This window comes from Massilia atriviolacea (genome assembly GCF_003953935.1).
In the GTDB taxonomy this organism is placed as follows: Bacteria; Pseudomonadota; Gammaproteobacteria; order Burkholderiales; family Burkholderiaceae_D; genus Telluria_A; species Telluria_A atriviolacea.
This window is the reverse complement of sequence record NZ_RXLQ01000008.1, coordinates 160,302-176,913: the sequence shown is the minus strand read 5'-3', so window position 1 is coordinate 176,913 and position 16,612 is coordinate 160,302. Positions and strand designations below refer to the sequence as shown.

Sequence of the window (16,612 nt, the reverse complement as noted above, 5' to 3'; positions counted from 1 at the left end):
GCCACCCGTCTCCCCCGCGCGGGCGGGGAAGACGGCAAGGGAACGGCCACGGTATTACCCGCCGCTCTTCCAGTCGAGCGCCCCCTCCTCCCCCGCAAAAATCATGTCGCCCTCGGCGCGCGTGGTGCGCAGTCTGAGCTTGATGTCCTTGGCCGGCAGATCGTAGATGCTGCTGCCGTCCGGGTTGTAGCTCATCGAGCGCACCACCGTTTCGCCTTCGATGCGCTTGATGGTCACCGCGCTGACGCCGGCGCTGTCGACGCGCTGCCGCACCAGTTCCTCCACCAGCGCGGCGCCGGCCTGCTGCTCGGTCTCGGCCGCCTTCACCGCGAGCGACACCTTGGCGATCGCCTTCAAGGCCGGTCCCGCCGCCAGCGCCATCTTCTGGAACATCGGCACCTGCTCCTCGGTCAGGATCAGCTCCTTCTTGCGCACCTTGGAGGCCAGCATGACGTACTTGCGCACTTCCGGCTCGTTGGTCATCGCCTCCATCTCGTCCTTGCGCCGCTGCGCCAGGACGGCAAACTGCGCCACGCGCGCCGTCATCGCCGCGATCACCTCGTCCAGGCGCGCGCTGTCGGGCTGCAGCGCGAAGACGCTCATCTCGCTCTGGCGGCGCGGCCCGGCGCTGTTGACGGTCACCGTGCGCGCCGCGATGGCGCAGCCCTCGGCCTGGTTGATGACGACGTCCTCGGCCATGATCTCGCAGTTGACCGCGTGCAGGATGGTCACGCGCGTGCCCGAAATGACGCAGCTCTCGGCGCGGTTGAGCACCACCTCGCCCTGGCTGGCCTGGATCACCGAGCCCGAAGCCACGCCCTTGACGCGGATGTCGCCGCGCGCGTTGTGGGCCGCGCCGCCGACCAGGTTGCGGTTCAACTGCACCATGCCGCCGCGCGAGATGATGCTGCCGAAGACGTCGGCGTGGATGAGGATGCCCTCGCCCTCGACCACGCGCTTTTCCTGCACCTCGCCGAATTCCTCGAAGTCGCCGGTCAGCTTCAGGTTGCCCGTGGTGCGCGCGCTCACACCGTCGCGGCTGACGATCTTGTCGCCCACCGAAATCTGGCCGCTCCTGCTGTCCACATTCAAAAAACCGGCATGCTGCGCGACCAGGAATTCGCCCTCGGCCGTGACCTCGACCACCGTGCCGGGACCGGCCATGGGCGTCACCTCGGTATCCTTGGGCACGGGCGGCTCGATGCGCAATCCGGACAGCTCGAACCCCGGCTTGCCGGCCACGCACGGGATCTTCTTGAGCAGCCGCACGCCCTTCTCGACCTGCGGAAAGCGGTTCTGGAAGGCCATCAGATCGAGCTTGCCGTTGGCCAGCTGCAGCGGCGCGTCGCTGCGATGCAGGTCGCTGGTCACTTCGATCACATGGGCGTCGCGCCCGGGGCGCGGCTCCAGCAGGCTGGCCACCGTCACGCGCTCGGACTTGCCGCCGTCGATCGCCTGGCGCACCGCCTCGACGTCGATCCCGAAGCGGATTCCCTTGCTCCACATATCGGCGATGAATTCGTCGACGTCGAGCCGCGCCGGCGTGCCAGGGCCATCCGGCTCGCCGGGGTCGGCCAGGTACACCGGCTCGAAGTAGTACTCGGCCCTGCCACGGTTGATCTTGACCGACTTGTAGAGCGACCGCCGCGCCGGACTGAAAGGAACGATGGCCGAGGCCAGGCGGATGATCACATGGCCGTCGGGCGAGCGCGGCAAGGGCTCGCCGGCGCCGTAGATGGCCTTGAGCAGCAAGGGGTAGTCGAGGCCGGCCAGGTAGCTGGTGGCGAAGATGCGGTCGATGGCGGCGCCGAAGGTCGTGCCGAGCACGCTCGGGTCGCCGTAGACGCCGTCGTGGCGTTCGATGATGCAGTGGTCCAGGTCGGGCAACGCGGGCGCGGGGCTGGCGGGCGGACGCGCTGGATGTGCGCCAGGATGTTCAATCGACAAGACGGTACTCCATTGCGCTGTTGAGCTTATATACCTGGCAAGTATCTTTCGCTCTTGGTAAGTTTTTTCTAGCGTAACAGCTTGTCTCATCCAAATAAACAAGTGGATGCGTGAAACTCAACAAATGTAACGATCGGGGAGGAGACGGGATGGGGATGGGTGGGTACTGCGGGAAACCCGGGCGCCGGCGGGCGCGCCCGGGAGCGCTCAGCGGCGCGGGGCGTTCCTGTAGAGGTCGGAGCCTGCCTCGTTGATCTGGCGCCGCAGGTCGCGCCGCTCGTCGGGCGTCATGCGGCTGCCGCGCCGGGCCGCATCGGCGCTCTGGGCATTCTGCTCCTGCTGGGCTTGCTGCGATTCGAGGCGGCGGCGATTGTCTTCGGCGCGCATTTCGAACTGGCGCTGCTGTTGCTGGCGCTGCATGTCGGCGATGCGCTGGGCATCGCGCTCCTTGTCGCCGGGATTGGCCTGGGCCACGGACAAACTGGCGCAAGCGAACAGGCAGCACACAGCCACGCGACGGACGAACGCCTGCCCGCGACGACCTGCGCTGACGACTGCCTTGGTTTGAGTGGGCGCGTTATTCATGATGATCCTCTTCCGCGATGCCTGATAAACATATAAGCTTGACCTGTTACTTGAACTCAGTGTATGACCATTTGCACCGGGGCATAAGCCGAATTGGGTAAAGTTTGTAACAGTATGTAATGACCTACGCGCAAGGCGTTCTATCGGGCGATAAGACGTTACCATAGCGACATGAATCTGACAAATCTGACAGCCAAATGAACACACCAGCCACTCCTATCTCAGGCAACAATACAACGCAGGCCAACGCGAATGGCCATGCCGCCAAAATTATGGTAGTCGACGACGACGTGCGCCTGCGCGATTTGCTGCGCCGCTACCTGACCGAACAGGGCTTTTCGGTGGTCACCGCCGAGAGCGCGCCGGCCATGAACAAGCTGTGGCTGCGCGAGCGCTACGACCTGCTGGTGCTGGACCTGATGCTGCCCGGCGAAGACGGCCTGTCGATCTGCCGCCGCCTGCGCGGCGCGGGCGACCAGACCCCGATCATCATGCTCACCGCCAAAGGCGAAGACGTGGACCGCATCGTCGGCCTCGAAATGGGCGCCGACGACTATCTGCCCAAGCCCTTCAATCCGCGCGAACTGGTGGCGCGCATCGGCGCCGTCCTGCGCCGCAAGGGCCCGGACGAGATTCCCGGCGCGCCATCGGAAACCCCGCAATCGTTCGAGTTCGGCCAGTTCGTGCTCGACCTGGGCACGCGCACGCTCAAGAAAAACGGCGAGACGGTGCCGCTGACCACCGGCGAATTTTCGGTGCTCAAGGTGTTCGCACGCCACGCGCGCCAGCCGCTGTCGCGCGAAAAACTGATGGAACTGGCGCGCGGGCGCGAATACGAAGTGTTCGACCGCAGCCTGGACGTGCAGATCTCGCGCCTGCGCAAGCTGATCGAACCCGATCCCTCCTCGCCGCTGTACATCCAGACCGTGTGGGGCCTGGGCTACGTGTTCATCCCTGAAGGCCAGCCACGCTAGTGTTCGCACGCGACTCGACAGCGCCGCACGGCACCCGCATGAGCTGGCTCAGGAGCGGCCTGTTCTGGCGCACCTTCCTCCTGCTCAGCATCCTGACGACGGTGTCGATGGCCTCGTGGATCGGCATGATCAGCGCCGTGCAGCGCGGCCCGCAGGTCGAGCAGACGGCCGACCTGGTGATTTCGGTCGTGACCATCACCAAGGCCGCCCTGACCCACTCGGCGCCCGAACTGCGGCGCGAGCTGCTGTTCGAACTGGTCAGCAACGAGGGGATCCGCATCTTCACGCTGGAAAGCTCGGACGCGGTCGACCCGCCGCCGGACAGCGCGCTGATGCCGGAAATCGAAGCCATCATCAAATCCAAGCTGGGCGCCGACACGCGCTTTTCGAGCCGCGTGAACGGCACCGCCGGCTTCTGGATCAGTTTCAAGATCGACGACGACAGCTACTGGCTGATGCTCGAACGCGAACGCCTGGAAGGCCTGACCGGCGTGCAGTGGCTCGGCTGGGCCACCGTGGTGGGGGCGCTGTCGGTGGTCGGCGCGGCCCTCATTTCGAGCCTGGTCAACCTGCCGCTGGCGCGCCTGACCGCCGCCGCGCGCGCCATCGCCCAGGGCAAGAAGCCGGACCGCCTGCCCGAAAAAGGCTCGAAAGAGATCATCGAAGCCAATCGCAGCTTCAACCAGATGGTGGAAGACCTGCAGCAGGTCGAGTCCGACCGCGCGGTCATTTTGGCAGGCATTTCGCACGACCTGCGCACGCCGCTCACGCGCATGCAGCTGGAACTGGAAATGGCCAAGCTCAGTAACGAGGCGCGCGAAGGGATGCAGTCCGATATCGGGCAGATGGACGCCATCATCGGCCAGTTCCTCGACTACGCCAAGCCGACCGAGGCGGCCACCTTCGTCCCGATCGACATCGGCGAGCTGCTGCAGGACACCGCGCGCGAAGCGCAGCGCATGCTCGACATTCGCGTCAGCACCCACATCGAAGAAGGCGTGCACGTGATGGGCAACGCCACCGACCTGCGGCGCGTCTTCAACAACCTGGTGGAAAACGCGCGCCGCTACGGCAAGACGCCGGGCAGCGATGTGACCGAACTCGATATCTCATGCCGCATCAAGCCGCACGGCCTGGGCAAGCGCGTCGTGATCGAAGTGCAGGACCACGGCCAGGGCGTGCCGGACGACCATATCGAACTGCTGCTCAAGCCCTTCACGCGCATGGACAGCGCGCGCGGGCAGGCCAACGGCGCCGGACTGGGACTGGCGATCGTGGAGCGGGTGGTCTCGCGCCACAACGCCGAACTCCAGGTCAGCAACCGCGAAGGCGGCGGCCTGCGCATCGCGCTGGTGATGCCGCTGGCGGGCTGACCGGGCTTAGCGCACCACGTAATTGCCGATATCGAAGCGGCGCGTAGCCCAGCGATAGGTAAACGTAAAGCCCGGCCAGGCCGCGTAATTGCGCCCGCGCGCATCGAGGTACCAGCTTTTGCAGCCGCTGTTCCAGATCGTGCCGCGCAGCTTGCGCTGCACCTTGGCGACGAAGTCGCGCTGCACCTCTTCCTTGACCTCGACCGAGTGCAGCCCGCGCGCGCGGATCGCCTTGATCGCCTCCACCACGTAGTTCACGCTCGACTCGATCATGTAGATCATCGAATTGTGACCCAGGCCGCTATTCGGCCCGGTGACGGTGAAGTAGTTCGGAAAGCCGGCCACCGTGCAGCCCTTGTAGCAGTCCTGGTCGTGCTCGAACAGGCGCTTGCCGCCGCGTCCGCGCACCTCGATGGCGCCGGGCGCGTGCCCCACATGAAAACCGGTCGCATAGATCAGCACATCGACGGCGCGCTCGCTGCCGTCCGCGGCGACGATGCTGGCGGCGCGCACCTCGGACACCGCGCTGGTGACCAGGCCCACGTTCGGCCGCGTCAATGCCGGGTAGTAGTCGCTCATGACCAGCACCCGCTTGCAGCCCATGGTGTAGTCGGGCGTGAGCTGGCGCCGCAGCTGCGGATCGGCCACCTGGCGCCGCAGGTGGCGCCGGCCGACAAGCTGCGCGAGGCGAAACAGGCGCGGAACATGCACGTACAGCGGCGCGTTGATTTCGTACAGGGTGTAGTTGAAGGCGCGGTACAGCAGCCGCATGGGCGCGAACTTCTTCAACAGCGCGCGCTCGCGCGGGCCGATGGCGCGGTCGTGGCGCGGCACGATCCACTGCGCGGTGCGCTGGTACACATCGAGCCGGGCGACGATGGGGGCGATGCGCGGAATGAACTGGATCGCGCTGGCGCCGTTGCCGATCACCGCCACGCGCTTGCCGCGCAGGTCGACGTCGTGGTTCCAGCGGCTCGAATGAAACGCCGTGCCGGTAAAATGCTCGATGCCGGGCAAGGCCGGAATCGCCGCGCGGCTCATCGCCCCCAGGGCCGACACCACGCACCTGGCGCGCAAGGGGCCGGCGCTGGTGCGCAAGCTCCAGCAGCCGCCCTCCTCCTCGAACTGCGCGCCCTGGTACGCCACGCCGAGGCGCAGGTGCGGCGCCAGGCCGAAATCGCGCACGATGGCGCGCGTGTAGTCGAGCAGTTCGGCCTGGCTGGCCAGGCGGCGCGTCCAGTTCGGGTTGGGCGCGAAGGAAAACGCGTACACGTGGCTGGGAATATCGACCGCGCAGCCGGGATAGGTATTGACTTGCCAGGTGCCGCCGAACTGCGCGTCTTTTTCGAGGATCACAAAATTGTCGATGCCGGCCTGCTTGAGCCTGACGGCGGCGCACAGGCCGCCGAAGCCGCTGCCGACGATCACGGCATCGAACTGCGCAACGGTCATCGGTTCGGTACGCGCGTCTGCAGCAGCTCGGCCCTGAAACGCGGCTTGCCGTCGCGTTCGAGCACATAAGCGAGCTTGCGCCCGTCGGGCGAGACCGAGAGCGTCCAGACGTTGGTGGCGGCGGCGGGAATCAGGCGCGCGGTGTAGGCGTCGGCGCGGAACATCTGGGCGATGGCGCTGCCGTCGGTGCCGGCGGCGCCGCCGTACATGGTCTGCGCATCCGGCGAACCGTCGGCGTGGCGGTGGTCGTGCTGCAGCGTCAGGCCGGACGGGGTGCGGGTGACGATCCAGGTGCGCGAGGTATCGTCGCCGACGGCGAAGGGAATCCGGATCTCGCTGGCGCTGCAGGCGCTGACGGTGGCGACCAGCTTCTTGCCGGCGAAGGCGTCGCCGCCGTCGTCGGGCGCCACCGAGGCGCCTTCGTAGACCGCGCCGCAGAGTTTGCCGAGGTTGGCGAAAAAGGCGTCGCGCGCGTCGCTGGCGGTTGCTGCATGGCAAGGCAGCGCCAGCACGCTGGCAAGGGCGATGGCGGTAGTGCGCAGGAACATGGGACTCGCTCTCGTGTGGTGATGGTGGCGATGACGATAGGCGCGGCCCACGCAAATGTCAACGTTTTGCAAAGGAAACGCTATGAGCGTCGCCGCACATACATGCCTTTATGCAAGGGGTATAACGGTCGGACACTAACCGTAACCCGGAGAAAAATATGATGAAGAAACTGTTACTTGCCGCCCTGATCGGCGGCGCGCTCGGCGGCGTCGCCGCTCCCGCCATCTCGGCAGTGATCATTGTGCGCGAAGCGCCGCCCGAGCCGCGTGCCGAACGCACGCCGCCGCCGCGTCGCGGGTATGTATGGGCGCCGGGACACTGGGACTGGCGCAATAACCATCACGTGTGGGTGCGCGGCGCCTGGATTCGCGACCGCAAGGGTTACCATTACACCGCCCCGGCGTGGCAGGAGCGCGATGGACGCTGGGAAATGCGGCGCGGCAGCTGGGTGCGCGGTCAGCGCGACAATGACGGCGACGGCGTGCCGAATCGCCGCGACGACCGGCCGAACAATCCGAATCGGCATTGATGCCGCTGGCGCGCCGGGCGCCATGCTCGACTCAGGCGGGCGACGCTTGCCCGCCGCATTGCACGACCAGATAGTCGCGCACCGCGCGCACATCGGTAAACGGCATTTCGCCGATCACCTGGCGGATATGCCGTAATGCATCCCAGAGGAACTCGTACTGGCCCTCCTTCACCGGCACCAGGCTGTACACCCCCGTGGTGGTGGTGAACAGATGGCGCTCGTTGGGCACGAGGAAGGCCGGCATCAGCGGCGCGCCTTCATCGTCCCAGAAACGCCAGACGGTCGCCTCGACATCGACCGCATCGCAATAGACGGACGCAGTCAGCGCGTCGGGAAAGACGAGCAGGGAGCACTCTTCGGTGTCGGCGGCAAAGATCATGATGTCCAATCGTGGGCCCGGGATGATGCATTTTTTGCACCACCCTCCCTCAACCGTAACACATAAAACAACATTGCGCGAACGTTCGAACCGCAATTGAACCATTGATCCGGCAAAAATCGGCCGAAACGGCGCGCTTTTGCCATGTCGCGCTAGTGAGTTGAGCCGGAAATGCGTGCGATTGTTGCCGTATTCATTCACGCAATTTCCGACTCCGGGCACTAGCTTTCCAGCGCCCTGCGCACCTCGGCCGCGTCGTCCGGACGCACCACGCGCGCGACTTCCTTGCCATCCTTGATCACCACCACGGTCGGCCACAGCTTGACCTTGAACGAGCGTCCCAGCTTGCGGCCGCTGCCGTCTTCGACCTTGATATGGCGCGCGTCCGGCGCGCTGGCCAGCGCCTGTTCGATCAGCGGCGCTGCTGCGCGGCAATGGCCGCACCAGTCGGTGCCGAAGTCCAGCACCAGCACGCCCGGGGTGGCGTCGATCTCGCTGCGTTCCGGCTGCGCCGGGGAATACGGTATGCTCATGCGGCTGCTCCTGATGTCATTCGCATCAGCGTACCGCAAAACCACACGCAAGGCAGCACGACTCGAAAGTTTGAACTGGAAACATTGCCAGGAACCAATTAGAGGTCTACAATAAACCCTTTCAAAGGTAGGGTCATCATGGCGATCGAACTGTTCAATAATGGCAAGCACATCTGCCTGATGTTCTCCGATCTGGTCGATGAGGGCGAGGGAGCCTCGGTCCAGTCGAACCAGTTTTTGATTGTCCAGGATGGCACCGGCATCCTGCTCGACCCGGGTGGGGTGCTGACCTACAACGATCTGTACATTGGGATGAGCAAGTACTTCCCGCCCAAACAGCTGCGCTATGTGTTCGCTTCGCACGCCGACCCCGACATTATCGCCTCGCTGCCGCGCTGGCTGGCCGGTTCCGACACCAAACTGCTGATCTCGTCCATCTGGTCGCGCTTCGTGCCGCACTTTTGCGCGCAGGGCAAAACAGAAGGCCGCATCATCGCCATTCCGGACGAGGGCAGCCTCTTGCCCTTGGGCGACACCGAATTCCAGATCCTGCCCGCGCACTTTTTGCATGCGGAAGGCAACTTCCAGTTTTACGATCCGGTCAGCCGCATCCTGTTTTCCGGCGACATGGGCGCCTCCATGCTGCCGGAGGGCGTGGCGATGGAAGCGGTGCAGGATTTCGACAAGCACCTGCCCTATATGCGCGGCTTTCACTCGCGCTACATGGTGTCGAACAAAGTCTGCCGCTACTGGGTCGAGATGGTGCGCAAGCTCGATCCGGAATGGATGGTGCCGCAGCATGGCGCGCCGTTCAAGGGCCGCGCCATGATCGCGCGCTTCCTCGACTGGATCGAAGCGCTGCCCTGCGGCGTCGACCTGATGACCCAGGAAATGTACCAGGCGCCGCGCAAGGTCACCATCAGCCTGTAAGGAACTCGCTGCGCGTGCGAGCGCCGGGATCGCGCCCGCACGGGCCGGTTCAGCGCGTGAGCAGCGTCGCGCCGAGCCGCTCCGCCAGGAAGTCGACCAGCGCCGCCACCCTCGGCGCCAGCGCCCCCTGCTTGTAAAACACGGCCCATACCGGCTGCGACCATGGCAGGGTGTGCGCTTCGAGCACCGGCACCAGCCGGCCCGCCGCGACATCGGCGCGCGTCAGGAAATCGGCCAGGCAGGCGATACCGGCGCCCGCCAGCCCCAGATGGCGCAAGGTTTCTCCGCTCGACGCCGCCACCGCCGGCGTCACCGTCACCCCCTCCCCGGCAGCATCGGCCAGCGGCCAGGTGTTGAGTGTAGCCGGCGCGGTAAAGCCGAGCAGGCGATGCGCTCCCAGTGCCTGCACCGTGGCGGGCGCGCCATGCCGGGCCAGGTAGGAAGGCGCGGCCAGCAGGCGCAGCGCACTGCTGCCGAGGCGGCGCGCGTTGAGGCTCGAATCGGCCAGCTGCCCGATGCGGATCGCCACATCGGCCCGCTCCTCGATCAGGTCGACCAGGGTTTCGCCGCTGGCCAGTTCGAGCCGGATCAGCGGGTAGGCGTCGAGAAACGCCGGCACCAGCGGCGCCACCAGATGGTCGAGCGCGGGCGTGGCGGCGTTGACGCGCACCAGGCCGGACGGCCGGGAGCGGCGCGCCGCGACTTGCGCTTCGGTCTCTTCCAGTTCGGCCAGGATCTTGCGCGCGCGGCCGAGCAGCCAGTCGCCCTCTTCGGTCAGGTCCTGGCGCCGGGTGGTGCGGTGCATCAGGGTCATGCCGAGCTGCGATTCGAGCCGGGCGATGGCGCGGCTGATGCCGGACGGCGTCTGGCCAAGCCGTTCGGCGGCGGCGGAAAAGGAACCGGTATCGATGACTGCGGCAAACGCACTGAGCGCGTCGACGTCGATCATGTCTTTCTCCACAGTCAAAACAAGCATTGTACGGGAAGGCGTGCGGCGGGATTTGGGCTCGATTAGTGACTCCGAGTCAAAAGTGTAGTGTGCTACGAGGCATTTTTCTTCCCGCGCTTTGCGCGCAGACTGCGGGGCATCGTACACCGCCTCTACAGGAGAATCCATGCCACTCGCACTCTGGGCGCTGACACTCAGCGCGTTCGCCATCGGGACCACCGAATTCGTCATCGTCGGCCTGATTCCCACCATCGCCGCCAGCCTCGGCGTGTCGGTGCCCTCGGCCGGCTTGCTGGTGAGCCTGTACGCGCTCGGCGTGGCCATCGGCGCGCCGGTCCTGACCGCCCTCACCGGCCGCGTGCCGCGCAAGCAGTTGCTGCTGGGCTTGATGGCCTTGTTTACCATCGGCAACCTGGTTGCCTGGATGGCGCCAGGCTACTACGCGCTGATGGCCGCGCGCGTGCTGACCGGGCTGGCGCATGGCGTCTTCTTTTCCATCGGCTCGACCATTGCCACCAGCCTGGTCAGCAAGGAAAAGGCCGCCAGCGCGATCGCCCTGATGTTTACCGGCCTGACCGTGGCGCTGGTCACCGGCGTGCCGCTGGGAACCTGGATCGGCCAGCGTTTCGGCTGGCAATCGACCTTCCTGGCGGTGTCGCTGCTGGGCGTGATCGCGTTTATCGGCAGCTATATCCTGGTGCCCTCGACCATCGCCATGCGTCCGCCGGCCAGCCTGCCGACCCAACTGGCGGTGCTCAGGAAGCCGCGCCTGCTGCTGGTGTATGCCATGACGACCCTGGGCTATGGCGGCACCTTCATCGCCTTCACTTACCTGGCGCCGATCCTGCAGGAAGTATCCGGCTTTTCGGCGTCGAGCGTGAGCCTGGTGATGCTGGTCTACGGCGTGTCGGTTGCGTTCGGCAATATCTGGGGCGGCAGACTGGCCGACAAAAAGGGCCCGATCAAGGCCTTGCAGATCGTGTTTGCGCTGCTGGCCGCCGTCCTGCTGCTGCTGACCTTTAGCGCATCGAACATGTGGCTGGCGCTGGGCACGGTGCTGCTGTGGGGCGCTGTTGCCTTCGGCAACGTACCGGGGCTGCAAGTGTACGTGGTGCAGCGCGCCGAACGCGACGCGCCGCAGGCGGTCGACGTGGCGTCGGGCCTGAACATTGCCGCTTTCAACGTCGGCATCGCGCTCGGCGCCTGGGGCGGCGGGCTGATCGTGGCTCACCTGGGACTGATGGCCACGCCGTGGATCGGCGCCATTGTCGTGGTGGGTGCGCTGGGACTGACCACGCTCGCAGGCTGGCTCGACCGCCGCGACGGGCTGGTGCATGTGGCGGGCCCAAGCCGCGCGGTGGTGGCGCATTAGGCGCAGGGAATCAGCCGTCCGCCGACAGCGGTCAGCGGTCCAGCTCCGGGTAATGCCGGAAAATCCCGTCTTCGTTAAAGGCGATCCGGCGCGTCGACGCCAGGTAGGCGGCCATCTTCGGGCGCTGGGCCACGCGGCCGTGCAAGGCCAGCAGCCCCGGATAGCCGCCTTCGAGCCGTGTCATCGCCTTGGGAAACGCATAGCGCAAGCCCTCCATGACCTGGAACATCGACAGATCCACGTACGACAGGCGCGTGCCCACCAAAAAGCCGCCGCGGCGCCTGGGCTGCTGCAGCACGCCCTCGAAGTAAGACAGGAATTTCGGGATCCGGTTCCCGACAAAATCGGCGGCGCGCCGTTTTGCCTCTTTTTTCTGGTCGTCGTAGTACAGCGACACGCCCATGGGATGGTGGGTGTCGTGCGCCTCGTTGACGAGGTCGGCAATGGTCAGCTGCAACTGGTGGGCCCACAGGCGGCCGGCTTCGGCACGCGGCGCAAGGCCGTGGCGCGCGCCGAGATACAGCAGGATATTGGCCGTCTGCCCGATGGTGACGGCGCCGGCCTTGAGGAACGGCGGCGCGAATGCCGGCCTCGCCTGGGCGGCAAGCGCGGCCGCGACCCTGTCGGCGCCGTTCTTCTGGCGTCCCACGTCCACATAGGCCGCGCCCGCTTCCTCCAGCGCCAGGCGCACGAATTCGCCGCGTCCCTGGATCGTCGGCCAGTAGTAAAGTTCATACGTCATCGCGCCTCCCGGGCATGGATCGCTTGTGCTCCGATTATCGCCGATCCGCTTGAACAGGCCGCGCACGCCGTGCTAATCTTCCAACATTGCCGACAAGGGGAACGCACATGATCAAAAAAATCGCGCTGGTGCTGGTGCTGTTTTTCATCGGCATCCTGGGCATGGCGGCGATGCAGCCGGACAGCTTTTCCGTCAGCCGCTCGCTGGCCATCAAGGCGCCGCCGGAGAAAATCCTGGGGCTGGTCGGCGATTTCCGCCAATGGCAGAGCTGGTCGCCATGGGAACGGCTCGATCCGGCCATGCAGCGCGTGCACAGCGGCGCGCCGAGCGGCAAAGGCGCGCTGTACGCCTGGAGCGGCAATGACGACGTGGGCGCCGGCAAGATGGAAATCACCGAACTGACGCCGCCGTCCAAAGTCGTGATCAAGCTCGACTTCATCAAGCCCTTCGAATCGTCCAACATCACCGAATTCACGCTCGCGCCCAGGGACGGGCAAACCGAGGTAAGCTGGACCATGTCCGGCCCGATGCCCTTCATCTCGAAAATCATGAGCGTGTTTATCAGCATGGACCGGCTCATCGGCAAGGACTTCGAGAAGGGGCTGGCGAACCTGAAGGCGGTGGCGGAAACGTAGCCGGCCCGGATCGGCCGCTTGTTGGCCGCTCCCCGCAAGAATCCCGTGCTTGAGCGATAATCTGCATCATATCGAGCCAACACGAGGATCCATCTTGCTTAACTTCGACTTCTACAATCCGACCCAGATCCTGTTCGGCCAGGGCCAGATCGCCGCGATTGCCAAACACATTCCCGCGTCCGCGCGCGTGCTGCTGGTCTACGGCGGCGGCAGCATCAGGAAGAACGGCGTCTACGACGAGGTCATGGCCGCGCTGGCCGGCTTCACGGTGACCGAATTCGCCGGCATCGAACCGAACCCCAGCTACGAAACCCTGATGCGCGCCATCGCCCAGGTCAAGGCCGAGAAGATCGACTTCCTGCTCGCCGTGGGCGGCGGCTCGGTCATCGACGGCACCAAGTTCATCGCCGCCGGCGCCCTGCTCGACGACGATCCGTGGACCATCCTGGAAAAGCGCGGATCGAACATCGCCGCCGCGATGCCCTTCGGCGCGGTGCTGACCCTGCCGGCCACCGGCTCCGAAATGAACAGCGGCGGCGTCGTTACCCGCAAATCGACGCAGGAGAAGTACTCCTTCATGAGCCGCAAGTGCTTCCCCAGGTTCGCCGTGCTCGATCCGGCCAAGACCTATTCGCTGCCGCCGCGCCAGGTCGGCAACGGCGTGGTGGACGCCTTTGCCCACGTGATGGAACAGTACATGACCTACCCGGTCGGGGCCAAGGTGCAGGACCGCTTCGCCGAAGGCCTGCTGCTCACGCTGATCGAAGAAGGTCCGCAGGCGCTCGCCAACCCGGACGACTACGACGTGCGCGCCAACATCATGTGGACCGCCACCCTGGCCCTGAACGGCCTGATCGGCGCCGGCGTGCCGCAGGACTGGGCGACCCACATGATCGGCCACGAACTGACCGCGCTGCACAATCTCGATCACGCGCAGACGCTAGCCATCGTCCTGCCGAGCATGCTGCGGGTACGCAAGGACGCCAAGCGCGCCAAGCTGCTGCAGTTTGCCGAACGCGTATGGAATCTGTCCGGCGGCGACGAAGACACCCGCATCGAAGCGGCCATCACGCGCACCGAAGAATTCTTCGAGCAGATGGGCGTCAAGACGCGCCTGGGCGACTACGGCCTGGGCGCCGCCGAGGTCGACGGCGTGCTGAAGGCGCTCGAAGCGCACCGCATGGTCAAGCTGGGCGAGCAGCGCGACGTCACGCTCGACGTCAGCCGCAAGGTGCTGGAACTGAGCCTGTAAGGCGCAGCGCGCACGGCCGGCGCGGGCCTTCTGCACCCGCGCCGGCTGTGATAAAATCGACATTCGCTAGGGGTCCTGGGATTTTTTTCCGGGTGAGAGATACCCTCCGTACCTGATCTGGATAATGCCAGCGAAGGAAAGCGCAAAGTAGTTCCCTCCTTTGTTTGCTCCCCCCGTTGGCTCCGGCTTTTTCAAGCAACGCCCCGCACGCCGGCGCGTAATACGAGCACACTATGTCATCGCCAAAATTCAAGCAGTCCGTCATCGCCCTGGCCATCGTCCAGGCGTTCGCCTTTTCCGCACACGCGCAAAGCAGCTCGCAATCGATGCCCGAAGTCGTCGTCACAGGCGCCAAGCAGATCGCCGCCGACCGCGCCGGCGTGGCCGGCTTTTCCGACACGCCGCTGCTGTACACGCCGGCCACGGTGGTCTCCATCGGCCGCGAGCAGATGCAGGACTACAGCATCCGCAACAGCACCGACGCCATGAAATTCGACGCCAGCGTCAGCGATTCGTACAATGCCATCGGCTACGCCGAGCAATTCTCGATCCGCGGCTTCATGCTCGATAACGGCGCCAGCTACCGCAAGGACGGCATCGCCATCTCGGGCGACACCCAGATCCCGCTCGAAAACAAGGAGCGCATCGAAATCCTCAAGGGCTTGTCGGGCCTGCAGGCTGGCGTGACGGCGCCGGGCGGCATCGTCAACTACGCGCTCAAGCGCCCGACCGCCGCGCCACTGCGCTCGGTCACCGTGGAAGCGCGCGAACGCGGCACCGTGTACGGCGCGCTCGACCTGGGCGGCCGCTTCGAGGACAAGCGCTTCGGCTACCGCGTCAACGCCGCCGGCGAGCGCCTGCGTTCCTACGTCAAGGGGGCCGATGGCGAGCGTTCGTTCGTCTCCGGCGCGTTCGACTGGCAGATTTCGCCGCAGGCGCTGCTGCAGCTCGACATGGACTACCAGAAGAAATCGCAGATCACCGCGCCCGGCTACCAGCTCATTCGCGGCGTCGCGCTGCCGACCAATATCTCGGCCAGGACGCTGTTGAACAAGCAGCCGTGGACCAAGCCGGTCGACACGCGCACCAGCAATATCGGCCTGCGTTTCGAGTATCAGATCAACGACGCCTGGCGCACCACGGTTTCCGCCAACAAGCACGAATTCAAGCGCGACGACTTTACCGCCTTCCCTTACGGCTGCGGCAACGAGGGCGAGGGCTTCTATCCGGGCTACTGCTCGAATGGCGACTACGACGTCTACGATTACCAGAGCGTCGGCGAGCGCAAGTCGCCGCTCGGCGCGCAAGCGCTGTTGCAGGGTAAATTCGCCACCGGCGCCATCGGCCACGAGCTGACCTTCGGCGCGACCTACCTGGAACGCAGCGACAAGGCGGGCGAATATGTGTACGACTACGTCGGCTTCAGCAATATCTACAACAACCTGGTCGTGCCGCCGGTCGACGCCAGCCGCGTGACCGGTCCGCTGACCGAACGCCGCAACGACCATGAACGCGGCTTCGTGGTGCAGGATATCCTGTCGCTGGGCGCGCAGTTCAAGCTGCACACGGGCTTGCGCTACGCCGGCATCAAGCGCAATGCCAGCACCGACGCCAGCTTCCTGCTGCCGAACGTCGCGCTGGTGTACAACCCGACGCCCGACTGGACCGTCTACGGTTCGCTGGCGCACGGGATGGAGCACGGCGGCGTGGCGCCCAAGCGCACCGCCAATGAATTTTCCTCGCTGGCGCCAAGCCGCTCGAAGCAGCTGGAGTTCGGAGTCAAGGCCATGGTGAACGATGCCCTGAACCTGTCGGCATCCGTGTTCAGCATCGTCAAGGGGCTGGAATACACCAACGCGGCCAACACCTTCGTGCGCAACGGCGAACAGAAACACAATGGCCTGGAGCTCGCCGCGCAGGGCAAGGCCGCCCGGGACCTGAAGTACAGCGTCTCGCTGATGGCGCTCGACACGCAGCAGGAAGGCACAGGCAACGCCTCGCTCGACGGCAAGCGCGTGACCAACGTACCGAAGTTCAAGAGCGCGACGGTACTGGAGTATGCGGTGCCTGCGGTCGCCGGCTTGAAGGTGAACGGCATGTGGCAATACACCGGCAAGAAGGCCTTCGATATCGAGAACAGGACGCTGGTGCCGGGCTATAGCGTGTTCAATCTGGGTGGCGCGTACGCAACGCGCATCGCCGGGATGACCACCACGGTGCGGGCCACGGTGGACAACGTGGCCGACAAGTTCTACTGGCGCGATGTGACCCAGGAGCTGGGCGGGTATCTGCTGCCGGGCGCTCCGCGCACGGCAAGGGTGTCGGCGCAGTTCGATTTTTAAGCGCTAACACGTAAACCGTTGCGGGAAGCTGGAACGCCACTAGCCTTAAGACCGTCTTTCCCGCGCAGG

Annotated in this window: 16 protein-coding genes and 1 riboswitch; of the genes, 8 read left to right on the top strand and 8 right to left on the bottom strand. The window is 65.4% G+C overall.

The annotated features are described in order from the left end of the window. Positions 1 to 54: 54 nt before the first annotated feature. Both EJB06_RS16620 and EJB06_RS16615 read right to left on the bottom strand, forming a co-directional pair. Positions 55 to 1,947, bottom strand: a complete 1,893-nt coding sequence (locus EJB06_RS16620) for a flagellar assembly protein A (RefSeq protein WP_229427122.1) — start codon at positions 1,945 to 1,947, stop codon at positions 55 to 57. A 207-nt stretch (positions 1,948 to 2,154) separates the two neighbouring features. Continuing rightward, the gene (locus tag EJB06_RS16615) at positions 2,155 to 2,532 is read right to left on the bottom strand and encodes a hypothetical protein (RefSeq protein WP_229427121.1); all 378 of its coding nucleotides are present in this window, start codon (positions 2,530 to 2,532) and stop codon (positions 2,155 to 2,157) included. A 272-nt stretch (positions 2,533 to 2,804) separates the two neighbouring features. On the opposite strand from EJB06_RS16615, the gene ompR reads away from it, so the two are divergent. Beyond that, on the top strand, positions 2,805 to 3,506 hold the full coding sequence (gene ompR, locus EJB06_RS16610; RefSeq protein WP_229423363.1) for an osmolarity response regulator transcription factor OmpR: 702 nt from the start codon (positions 2,805 to 2,807) through the stop codon (positions 3,504 to 3,506). Positions 3,507 to 3,544: 38 nt separating this feature from the next. After that, complete coding sequence (locus tag EJB06_RS16605) at positions 3,545 to 4,879, top strand: sensor histidine kinase family protein (RefSeq protein ID WP_126075148.1); 1,335 nt, start codon at positions 3,545 to 3,547, stop codon at positions 4,877 to 4,879. Positions 4,880 to 4,885: 6 nt separating this feature from the next. Here EJB06_RS16605 and EJB06_RS16600 read toward each other — a convergent pair whose 3' ends face one another. Together EJB06_RS16600 and EJB06_RS16595 are read right to left on the bottom strand one after the other, a co-directional pair. Further along, positions 4,886 to 6,331, bottom strand: coding sequence for a flavin-containing monooxygenase (locus EJB06_RS16600; protein ID WP_126075147.1), 1,446 nt, complete (start codon positions 6,329 to 6,331; stop codon positions 4,886 to 4,888). Then, on the bottom strand, positions 6,328 to 6,879 hold the full coding sequence (locus EJB06_RS16595; RefSeq protein ID WP_126075146.1) for a TolB-like translocation protein: 552 nt from the start codon (positions 6,877 to 6,879) through the stop codon (positions 6,328 to 6,330). The genes EJB06_RS16600 and EJB06_RS16595 overlap by 4 nt, the downstream gene beginning before the upstream one ends. Positions 6,880 to 7,037: 158 nt before the next feature. On the opposite strand from EJB06_RS16595, the gene EJB06_RS16590 reads away from it, so the two are divergent. Beyond that, positions 7,038 to 7,409, top strand: a complete 372-nt coding sequence (locus EJB06_RS16590) for a YXWGXW repeat-containing protein (RefSeq protein ID WP_370660133.1) — start codon at positions 7,038 to 7,040, stop codon at positions 7,407 to 7,409. Between the two features lie 31 nt (positions 7,410 to 7,440). Here the strand turns inward: EJB06_RS16590 and EJB06_RS16585 are convergent, their stop codons facing one another. Both EJB06_RS16585 and EJB06_RS16580 read right to left on the bottom strand, forming a co-directional pair. Continuing rightward, entirely contained in the window at positions 7,441 to 7,989 is a 549-nt protein-coding gene (locus EJB06_RS16585; protein ID WP_126075145.1) for a hypothetical protein, read from the bottom strand. Between the two features lie 20 nt (positions 7,990 to 8,009). Further along, on the bottom strand, positions 8,010 to 8,321 hold the full coding sequence (locus EJB06_RS16580; protein ID WP_126075144.1) for a thioredoxin family protein: 312 nt from the start codon (positions 8,319 to 8,321) through the stop codon (positions 8,010 to 8,012). Positions 8,322 to 8,459: 138 nt separating this feature from the next. On the opposite strand from EJB06_RS16580, the gene EJB06_RS16575 reads away from it, so the two are divergent. Beyond that, entirely contained in the window at positions 8,460 to 9,251 is a 792-nt protein-coding gene (locus EJB06_RS16575) for an oxygen-binding di-iron domain-containing protein (RefSeq protein ID WP_126075143.1), read from the top strand. A gap of 49 nt (positions 9,252 to 9,300) precedes the next feature. On the opposite strand, the gene EJB06_RS16570 is transcribed toward EJB06_RS16575, so the two are convergent. Continuing rightward, positions 9,301 to 10,200, bottom strand: coding sequence for a LysR family transcriptional regulator (locus tag EJB06_RS16570; protein ID WP_126075142.1), 900 nt, complete (start codon positions 10,198 to 10,200; stop codon positions 9,301 to 9,303). Between the two features lie 166 nt (positions 10,201 to 10,366). Between EJB06_RS16570 and EJB06_RS16565 the strand changes: the two genes are divergently transcribed. Next, positions 10,367 to 11,572 (top strand): MFS transporter, encoded by a 1,206-nt coding sequence (locus EJB06_RS16565; RefSeq protein ID WP_126075141.1) that lies wholly within the window; start codon positions 10,367 to 10,369, stop codon positions 11,570 to 11,572. Between the two features lie 31 nt (positions 11,573 to 11,603). Here the strand turns inward: EJB06_RS16565 and EJB06_RS16560 are convergent, their stop codons facing one another. Continuing rightward, positions 11,604 to 12,314, bottom strand: coding sequence for a glutathione S-transferase (locus EJB06_RS16560; RefSeq protein ID WP_126075140.1), 711 nt, complete (start codon positions 12,312 to 12,314; stop codon positions 11,604 to 11,606). 107 nt (positions 12,315 to 12,421) lie between these two features. Between EJB06_RS16560 and EJB06_RS16555 the strand changes: the two genes are divergently transcribed. From EJB06_RS16555 to EJB06_RS16545, 3 genes are all read left to right on the top strand, one after another. Continuing rightward, complete coding sequence (locus EJB06_RS16555) at positions 12,422 to 12,949, top strand: SRPBCC family protein (RefSeq protein WP_126075139.1); 528 nt, start codon at positions 12,422 to 12,424, stop codon at positions 12,947 to 12,949. Between the two features lie 94 nt (positions 12,950 to 13,043). After that, the gene (locus tag EJB06_RS16550; RefSeq protein WP_126075138.1) at positions 13,044 to 14,201 is read left to right on the top strand and encodes an iron-containing alcohol dehydrogenase; all 1,158 of its coding nucleotides are present in this window, start codon (positions 13,044 to 13,046) and stop codon (positions 14,199 to 14,201) included. Between the two features lie 58 nt (positions 14,202 to 14,259). Further along, a riboswitch (TPP riboswitch) is annotated at positions 14,260 to 14,357 on the top strand. A 77-nt stretch (positions 14,358 to 14,434) separates the two neighbouring features. Beyond that, positions 14,435 to 16,543 (top strand): TonB-dependent siderophore receptor, encoded by a 2,109-nt coding sequence (locus EJB06_RS16545; RefSeq protein ID WP_126075137.1) that lies wholly within the window; start codon positions 14,435 to 14,437, stop codon positions 16,541 to 16,543. Positions 16,544 to 16,612 lie beyond the last annotated feature (69 nt).

What these genes read in the sequence shown, in the direction of transcription:
- EJB06_RS16615 (WP_229427121.1), bottom strand. Translation starts at nt 2,532, where the DNA reads ATGAATAACGCGCCCACTCAAACCAAGGCAGTCGTCAGCGCAGGTCGT.
- EJB06_RS16545 (WP_126075137.1), top strand. Translation starts at nt 14,435, where the DNA reads ATGTCATCGCCAAAATTCAAGCAGTCCGTCATCGCCCTGGCCATCGTC.
- EJB06_RS16590 (WP_370660133.1), top strand. Translation starts at nt 7,038, where the DNA reads ATGATGAAGAAACTGTTACTTGCCGCCCTGATCGGCGGCGCGCTCGGC.
- EJB06_RS16605 (WP_126075148.1), top strand. Translation starts at nt 3,545, where the DNA reads ATGAGCTGGCTCAGGAGCGGCCTGTTCTGGCGCACCTTCCTCCTGCTC.
- EJB06_RS16570 (WP_126075142.1), bottom strand. Translation starts at nt 10,200, where the DNA reads ATGATCGACGTCGACGCGCTCAGTGCGTTTGCCGCAGTCATCGATACC.
- EJB06_RS16580 (WP_126075144.1), bottom strand. Translation starts at nt 8,321, where the DNA reads ATGAGCATACCGTATTCCCCGGCGCAGCCGGAACGCAGCGAGATCGAC.
- EJB06_RS16575 (WP_126075143.1), top strand. Translation starts at nt 8,460, where the DNA reads ATGGCGATCGAACTGTTCAATAATGGCAAGCACATCTGCCTGATGTTC.
- EJB06_RS16555 (WP_126075139.1), top strand. Translation starts at nt 12,422, where the DNA reads ATGATCAAAAAAATCGCGCTGGTGCTGGTGCTGTTTTTCATCGGCATC.
- EJB06_RS16600 (WP_126075147.1), bottom strand. Translation starts at nt 6,331, where the DNA reads ATGACCGTTGCGCAGTTCGATGCCGTGATCGTCGGCAGCGGCTTCGGC.
- ompR (WP_229423363.1), top strand. Translation starts at nt 2,805, where the DNA reads ATGGTAGTCGACGACGACGTGCGCCTGCGCGATTTGCTGCGCCGCTAC.
- EJB06_RS16595 (WP_126075146.1), bottom strand. Translation starts at nt 6,879, where the DNA reads ATGTTCCTGCGCACTACCGCCATCGCCCTTGCCAGCGTGCTGGCGCTG.
- EJB06_RS16560 (WP_126075140.1), bottom strand. Translation starts at nt 12,314, where the DNA reads ATGACGTATGAACTTTACTACTGGCCGACGATCCAGGGACGCGGCGAA.
- EJB06_RS16565 (WP_126075141.1), top strand. Translation starts at nt 10,367, where the DNA reads ATGCCACTCGCACTCTGGGCGCTGACACTCAGCGCGTTCGCCATCGGG.